This window comes from Microbacterium sp., assembly GCF_011620715.1.
In the GTDB taxonomy this organism is placed as follows: Bacteria; Actinomycetota; Actinomycetes; order Actinomycetales; family Microbacteriaceae; genus Microbacterium.
The window spans coordinates 45,383-52,858 of sequence record NZ_WOYP01000086.1 but is presented as its reverse complement, the minus strand read 5'-3'; the positions used below and the strand labels follow the sequence as shown (position 1 = coordinate 52,858).

Sequence of the window (7,476 nt, the reverse complement as noted above, 5' to 3'; positions counted from 1 at the left end):
AGCACACCGGGCGCATCCTGGTCGGCCGCCGGTACAACGAGGGCATCCACCAGGCCATCGAGGCCAAAGAGGCCGTACCCGTCAAGGCAGAGAATCAGACCTTGGCCACCGTCACCCTGCAGAACTACTTCCGTCTGTACGACAAGCTCTCGGGCATGACCGGCACCGCCGAGACCGAGGCCGCCGAGTTCATGTCCACGTACCGGCTCGGCGTGGTCCCGATCCCGACGAACAAGCCGATGATCCGCACGGACCAGTCCGACCTCGTGTACAAGAACGAGCAGGCGAAGTTCGACCAGGTCGTCGAAGACATCGCGAAACGCCACGCGAGCGGTCAGCCGGTGCTGGTCGGCACGGTGAGCGTCGAGAAGAGCGAGTACCTGTCGCGGCTGCTGGCGAAGAAGGGCATCAAGCACGAGGTCCTGAACGCGAAGAACCATGCTCGCGAGGCCGAGATCGTCGCCCGGGCAGGGCGCCTCGGCGCGGTCACCGTCGCGACGAACATGGCCGGACGCGGCACCGACATCATGCTCGGCGGAAACGCCGAGTTCCTCGCGGTGCAGGAGATGAAGGCCAAGGGACTGGACGCTGTCGAGAATCCGGACGAATACGAAGCCGAGTGGGATGCCGTCTACCAAGGCACCCGCGACGCGGTCGCCGTGGAGGCCGCCAAGGTCGTCGAAGCCGGCGGGCTCTACGTGCTGGGAACAGAGCGCCACGAGTCCCGTCGCATCGACAACCAGCTTCGCGGACGCTCCGGTCGTCAGGGCGACCCCGGCGAGAGCCGCTTCTACCTGTCGCTGACCGACGACCTCATGCGGCTGTTCCAGTCAGGCGCGGCCGAAGCGATCCTGGCGCGCACGAATTTCCCCGACGACGTCGCGATCGAATCGACCATGGTGAGCCGCGCGATCAAGAGCGCGCAGTCGCAGGTCGAGGGGCGCAACGCCGAGATCCGCAAGAACGTCCTGAAGTACGACGACGTCCTCAACCGGCAGCGCGAGGCGATCTACTCCGACCGTCGCTATATCCTGCAGGGCGATGACATCGCCGATCGCGTGCAGCATTTCATCGAGGACGCGATCAACGCCGTCATCGACGACCACACCGGCAGCGGCCACACCGAGAGCTGGGACTTCGACGCCCTGTGGACCGAACTGAAGACCCTGTACCCTGTCGGCGTCACGATCGACGAGGTGGTGGCCGATGCCGGCACGAAGGGCCGCATCACGCCCGAAGGGCTCAAGCGAGAGATCCTCTCGGACGCGGTGATCGCCTACCGAAAGCGCGAGGAGTCGCTGGGCGCCGCCGCGGCGCGCGAGCTCGAGCGCCGGGTCGTCCTGCAGGTGCTCGACCGCCGCTGGCGCGACCACCTCTACGAGATGGACTACCTCAAGGACGGCATCGGCCTGCGCGCGATGGCCCAGCGCGACCCGCTGATCGAGTACCAGCGCGAGGGCTACCAGATGTTCCAGGCGATGATGGGGCAGATCAAGGAGGAGTCGGTCGGCTACCTCTACAACCTCGAGGTGCAGGTCCGCCGTCCCGGCGAGGGGGATGTGACCGCCGAGGTCGAGGCCAAGGGTCTGGGCGCCACCCCCGTCGAAGGTCAGCGGCTCCAGTACTCGGCGGCCAACGACGCGGGCGAGGTCGAGGTGCGCAACGATCGCGGTCAGGTGCAGCAGGCGGCCAAGAGTCGTGTTCGCCAGGCCGCGACGGCGGCTGCCTCTGCGCCCGCCCCGGTGGCCGAGGCTCCGCGGGGTGCCTTCGGCCAGAAGACCGATGTCGCCGCGTCGGCGGCTGCACCGCAGAACCGAGCGCAGCGCCGGGCCGCCGACAAGAAGAAGTAGCCCGATGGGCGGGGGCCCGCGTGTGAAGGTTTTGTTTCGGTGTGCGGATTCCGTGGTCAATCCCGCAGTCGATCTGGCAGGATCGGGTCACCCGTTGTCGCGTGAGCGATGTTTCCGTCTCTCCTGAGGAGTGCTCCATGCCCCGTGGACCCCTGCCCGAAGACCCCGCCGTCCGTGCTCTCATCACGCAGGCACGTGCCGCCCAGATCAGTCGCCGTGGCCTGATCGGCGGTGCCGGCGCGCTGTCGCTGGCCGCCTTCCTGGCTGCGTGCTCGGGTCGTGTCGGCGGCTCCGGCCCCGCCGCCTCCGCGAGCGCCGGCGAGGATCTCTCGGCGTCGCAGAAGACGCTCACCTGGGCGAACTGGTCTTTCTACCTCGACGAGGACGACGACGGCAACCACCCGACACTCGAGGCGTTCATGGAGCAGACCGGTCTGACCGTCAACTACGACGTCGCGATCGACGACAACAACACGTACTTCGCCAAGGTGCGCGATCAGCTCGCACTCGGGCAGGACATCGGCGCCGACACCGTGTGCCTCACCGACTGGATGGCCTCGATCTGGATCGCGTCCGGCTATACGCAGGCCTTCGACAAGGCGAACATGTCCAATGCCGTCGCGAATCTCAACCCGAGCCTGCAGAACCCGGACTTCGACCCGGGCCGCGCGAACTCGCTGCCCTGGCAGTCGGGCTTCGCAGGCATCGCGTGGAACAAGGACAAGCTCCCGAACGGCCTGCAGAGCATCGAGGACCTCTGGGCACCCGAACTCAACGGTCGTGTCGGCGTGCTCAGTGAGATGCGCGACACGATGGGCTTGATCATGCTCAGCCAGGGCGTCGACATCTCGGGCTCGAGCTGGGGCGACACCGAGTTCCAGAACGCACTCGACGTGTTCGCGGAGCAGGTCTCGAGCGGCCAGATCCGCAACATCAAGGGCAACTCCTACGCCGACGATCTGAAGAACGAAGACACCCTGGCGGCGATCGTCTGGTCGGGTGATATCACGGCGATCAACGCCGAGGTCGGCGACAAGTTCGGATTCGCGCTGCCCGACTCGGGCGGAACGCTGTGGAGCGACAACTTCATGATCCCGATCGGCTCGCAGCAGAAGAGCAATGTCGAGAAGCTCATCGACTACTACTACGACCCCGCGGTCGCGGCCGAGGTCGCGGCGTGGGTCAACTACATCACGCCCGTCGCGGGCGCCCAGGAGGCGATGGCCGAGCTCGATCCCAGCCTCGTCGAGAACCAGCTGATCTTCCCGAATGAGGAGACACTGGCGCAGGCGCACATCTTCCGCACCCTCACGAACGAGGAACAGCTGAAGTACAACTCCCAGTTCGAGGCCGTCGGCCTCGGCGCCTGAGTATGACAGCGGGAGCATTCGCCGAATCCGGCGCTGATCTGCAGCTCGAGGGCATCCGCAAGACCTTCCCCGGGTTCACCGCGATCGAGGAGCTGGACCTGCTCATCCCGGCAGGGTCGTTCTTCGCGCTGCTCGGGCCCTCGGGCTGCGGCAAGACGACCACGCTGCGCCTGGTCGCCGGGCTGGAAGACCCGACCGCCGGCCGCATCCTCATCGGCGGCCAGGACGTGACCGCGGTGAAGCCGCACAAGCGACCGGTCAACACGGTGTTCCAGAGCTACGCGCTGTTCCCGCACATGACGGTGATCCAGAATGTGGAGTTCGGCCTCAAGCAGCGCAGAGTGCCGGATGCCGCAGCCAAGGCGCACGAGGCGCTCCGCCTCGTCGAACTCGACCACGTCGCAAGCCGCCGCCCCAGTCAGCTCTCGGGCGGCCAGCAGCAGCGCGTCGCGCTGGCTCGCGCGATCGTGAACCGGCCCGCTCTGCTGCTGCTGGACGAGCCGCTCGGCGCGCTCGATCTGAAACTGCGCCGCCAGATGCAGCTCGAGCTCAAGTCCATCCAGGCCGAGGTCGGGCTGACCTTCCTGCATGTCACGCACGACCAGGAGGAGGCCATGACGATGGCCGACACGGTGGCGGTGATGAACCACGGGCGCATCGAGCAGCTCGGCTCGCCCCAGGAGCTGTACGAGCTGCCGCGGACGGGGTTCGTGGCCAGCTTCCTCGGCCAGTCCAATCTCTTTCCGGCCGAGGTCGAGTCGACGTCGGGGGGCCTCATCACCGCGCGGACGGCCGGCGGCGTCGTCGCGATGCCGCAGGAGCGCGCGGTAGTCGCTTCCGGCGCGATCACGGCCGGTGTTCGGCCGGAGAAGCTTCGGCTGCTGAGCGAAGAGCCCGCCCGCGATGGGCTGGAGAACGTCCTCGGTCCGGGGCGCATCGTGGACGTATCGTTCGCGGGCGCCAGCACGCAGTACATCCTCGAGATCCCGGGCTTGGGCGAAGTGACGGTGTTCGAGCAGAACATGGTGTTCGGCTCGGTGTTCACGACGGGCTCCGAGGTGTGGGTGGCGTGGCGGCGGGAGCACACGTTCGGACTGGACGCCGCGGCTCGGGTAGAGGCCGCAGAGGCGTCGCGCGGCGAGGAGCCCGACGAGGTGCTCGGGGACAGCCTGCCGATTTCAGGCGGAGCCGCCTGAGATGGCGATCTCGGCGCTCGTTCCGGCGGGCACCCAGGCTCCGCGCGAACCCGAGCAGCGGCGCGGCGGCCTGATCGCGCTCGCACTGCTGGTGCCGGGGCTGGCGTACCTCGCGCTGTTCTTCCTGGTGCCGTTCGTGTCGCTGCTGATCACGTCGTTCGGCGTCAACGACACGACGACATACGGCGGCTACTACTACGCGTTCTACTGGCAGAACTACGTCGACGTGATCGCGGCGTACTGGCCGCAGTTCCTCCGCTCGTTCTGGTATGCCCTGCTCGCGACGGTGTTCGCGCTGCTGATCAGCTACCCGATCGCGTACTTCATCGGCGTGACGATCCGCGAGCGCAAGCTCCTGCGCAATCTTCTGCTCGTGCTGGTGATCGCCCCGTTCTTCATCTCCTTCCTGCTGCGGACACTGGCGTGGAAGCAGATCCTCTCCGACGAGGGCCCCGTCGTGGGCATGCTGCAGTTCGTCGGTCTGATGGGACCGCAGGACCACATCACCGGCACGCCGTTCGCGGTCGTGTTCGGACTGACCTACAACTTCATCCCGTTCATGACGCTGCCGCTGTTCGCCTCGCTCGACCGTCTCGACAAGCGCCTGATCGAGGCGGGCAACGATCTGTACGCCAGCAACGCGAGCACGTTCTGGAAGGTCACCTTCCCCCTGTCGCTGCCCGGGGTGATCTCCGGCACGCTGCTGACCTTCATCCCGGCGGCCGGCGACTACGTCAACGCCAGCCAGTCGTTTCTCGGCGGGCCGGGGACCGCCATGATCGGAAACGTCATCCAGTCGAAGTTCCTCATCACGGTGAACTATCCGCAGGCGGCCGCCCTGTCGATCCTGCTGATGGCGGTGATCGTCGTGATCGTCGGTTTCTACGTGCGGCGCACGGGAACGGACGACCTGCTGTGACCGCCGCGCAGACCCCCGGCGCGACCCGGACCGCGGTCGCATCCCGCCGCCGCACTCCGCTGGGCACCTGGCTGCTGCCGACCTACGTGACGGTCGCGTTCCTGATCCTGCTGATCCCGATCGTGTACACGTTCGCCTTCTCGTTCAACGACGCCAACCGCTCGAACATCTCCTGGAACGGGTTCACGCTGGAGAACTGGCTGACGGTCTGCTCGCAGCCCGACGTGTGCGTGGCATTCGGCAACAGCCTGCTGGTGGGCGCGATCGCCACGCTCATCGCCACGACGCTGGGCACGATGATCGCACTCGCCCTGGTGCGCTACCGGTTCCGCGCGCGCAGCTCGATCAGCCTGCTGCTGTTCCTCCCGATGGCCACCCCCGAGGTCGTGATCGGCGCGGGACTCGCATCGCAGTTCCTCACGATCGGCGTAGCGAAGGGCCTGGGGACGATCATCATCGCCCACACGATGTTCTGCCTGAGCTTCGTCGTGGTGACCGTGCGCGCGCGGGTGCTCTCGCTGGATCCGGCATTGGAGGAGGCGGGACGCGACCTTTACGGGTCGCCGCGCGCCGTGTTCTGGCGCATCACGTTCCCGCTGCTGCTGCCGGGGATCGTCGCCGCGGCGCTGCTGTCGTTCAGCCTCAGCTTCGACGACTTCATCATCACCTACTTCACCTCCGGCACGGTGCAGACCTTCCCGGTATACATCTACGTGGCCGCGCAGCGCGGCATCCCGCCGCAGGCGAACGTGATCGCCTCCGCGGTGTTCCTCATCGCGATCGCGGCGACCCTGGTCTTCCAGATCGTCTCGGCCCGGCGCGCCGGCCGTCTGCGCCGCTGACCCGGGTCGGTCATCGGCGTGCAGTCCAGCGCCTGGCGATTGGCCGCATCGGGTGCGGACTATCCTGAACCGATGAGCCACCTCCGCATCCTCGATCAGTCGAGCAAGCTCAAGGACGTCCTCTACGAGATCCGCGGCCAGGCGCTCGTCGAGGCCGATCGGCTCGAGAACGAGGGCCACACGATCCTCAAGCTCAACACCGGCAACCCGGCGGCGTTCGGCTTCGAGGCCCCGTTCCAGATCGTGCGCGACATGATCGAGGCCGTTCCGCACGCGCACGGCTACAGCGACAGCCGCGGCATCATCTCCGCACGGCGGGCGGTCGTGTACCGCTACGAGCAGGACCCGACCTTCCCGCTGTTCGGGCCCGACGACGTCTATCTCGGCAACGGCGTGTCCGAACTCATCACGATGGTGATGCAGGCACTGCTCGACGAGGGCGACGAGGTGCTCATCCCGGCGCCGGACTACCCGCTGTGGACGGCCATGACGAGCCTGGGCGGCGGCACTCCGGTGCACTACCTCGCCGATGAGGCGAACGGATGGCAGCCCGACCTCGAAGACATCCGGTCGAAGGTGACGCCGCGCACCAAGGCGATCGTGGTGATCAACCCGAACAACCCGACGGGCGCGGTGTACTCGCGCGAGATCCTGCAGGGCATCGCCGACATCGCCCGGGAGAACTCGCTGCTCGTGCTCTCGGACGAGATCTACGACCGCATCCTGTTCGACGGTGCCGAGCACATTCCGATGGCCGCGGTCGCGCCCGATCTGCTCGTGCTGACCTTCAACGGGCTGTCGAAGACCTACCGCGTGGCGGGCTACCGGTCGGGCTGGCTGGTCATCACCGGACCGAAGGGGCACGCACGTGGCTTCCTCGAGGGAATCACCCTTCTGGCCTCGACGCGGCTCTGCCCGAACGTGCCGGCGCAGCACGCGGTGCAGGCCGCGCTGTCGGGCGTGCAGTCGATCGACGCGCTGATCGGGCCGTCGGGGCGGTTGCACGAGCAGCGGGATGCCGCGTGGGAGAGCCTCGAGGCCATCCCGGGCGTCAGCTGCGTCAAGCCCGAGGGCGCTCTCTACGCGTTCCCGCGGTTCGACCCGGAGGTACACGAGATCCGCGACGACGCCAAGTTCGTCTACGACTTCCTCGTCGCCGAGCACGTCCTGCTCGTGCAGGGCACCGGCTTCAACTGGCCGACCCCCGACCACGTGCGCATCGTCACGCTGCCCGAGGCGCGCGTGCTCTCCGAAGCGATCGAACGGCTCGGGAACTTCCTCTCGTCGTATCGCCAATAG

Annotated in this window: 5 protein-coding genes and 1 pseudogene; all 6 read left to right on the top strand. The window is 67.1% G+C overall.

Annotation, left to right across the window (positions count from 1 at the left end):
* Positions 1-1,850: pseudogene (locus tag QZV84_RS09285) on the top strand (preprotein translocase subunit SecA); the annotation flags it as partial.
* A 137-nt stretch (positions 1,851-1,987) separates the two neighbouring features.
* Positions 1,988-3,220, top strand: a complete 1,233-nt coding sequence (locus tag QZV84_RS09280; protein WP_292828688.1) for a spermidine/putrescine ABC transporter substrate-binding protein — start codon at positions 1,988-1,990, stop codon at positions 3,218-3,220.
* A gap of 2 nt (positions 3,221-3,222) precedes the next feature.
* Entirely contained in the window at positions 3,223-4,416 is a 1,194-nt protein-coding gene (locus QZV84_RS09275) for an ABC transporter ATP-binding protein (RefSeq protein WP_292828685.1), read from the top strand.
* 1 nt (position 4,417) lies between these two features.
* A complete protein-coding gene (locus QZV84_RS09270; RefSeq protein WP_292828682.1) occupies positions 4,418-5,335 on the top strand; it encodes an ABC transporter permease in 918 nt (305 codons plus the stop codon).
* Between the two features lie 59 nt (positions 5,336-5,394).
* Positions 5,395-6,177 carry an ABC transporter permease gene (locus tag QZV84_RS09265; RefSeq protein ID WP_292828696.1) on the top strand — a complete coding sequence of 261 codons (783 nt, stop codon included), beginning with the start codon at positions 5,395-5,397 and terminating at the stop codon, positions 6,175-6,177.
* Between the two features lie 72 nt (positions 6,178-6,249).
* A complete protein-coding gene (locus QZV84_RS09260; protein ID WP_292828679.1) occupies positions 6,250-7,476 on the top strand; it encodes a pyridoxal phosphate-dependent aminotransferase in 1,227 nt (408 codons plus the stop codon).

Bases quoted from the DNA above. Each gene is read 5' to 3' on its own strand.
- QZV84_RS09280 (WP_292828688.1), top strand. From the start codon at position 1,988: ATGCCCCGTGGACCCCTGCCCGAAGACCCCGCCGTCCGTGCTCTCATC.
- QZV84_RS09275 (WP_292828685.1), top strand. From the start codon at position 3,223: ATGACAGCGGGAGCATTCGCCGAATCCGGCGCTGATCTGCAGCTCGAG.
- QZV84_RS09270 (WP_292828682.1), top strand. From the start codon at position 4,418: ATGGCGATCTCGGCGCTCGTTCCGGCGGGCACCCAGGCTCCGCGCGAA.
- QZV84_RS09260 (WP_292828679.1), top strand. From the start codon at position 6,250: ATGAGCCACCTCCGCATCCTCGATCAGTCGAGCAAGCTCAAGGACGTC.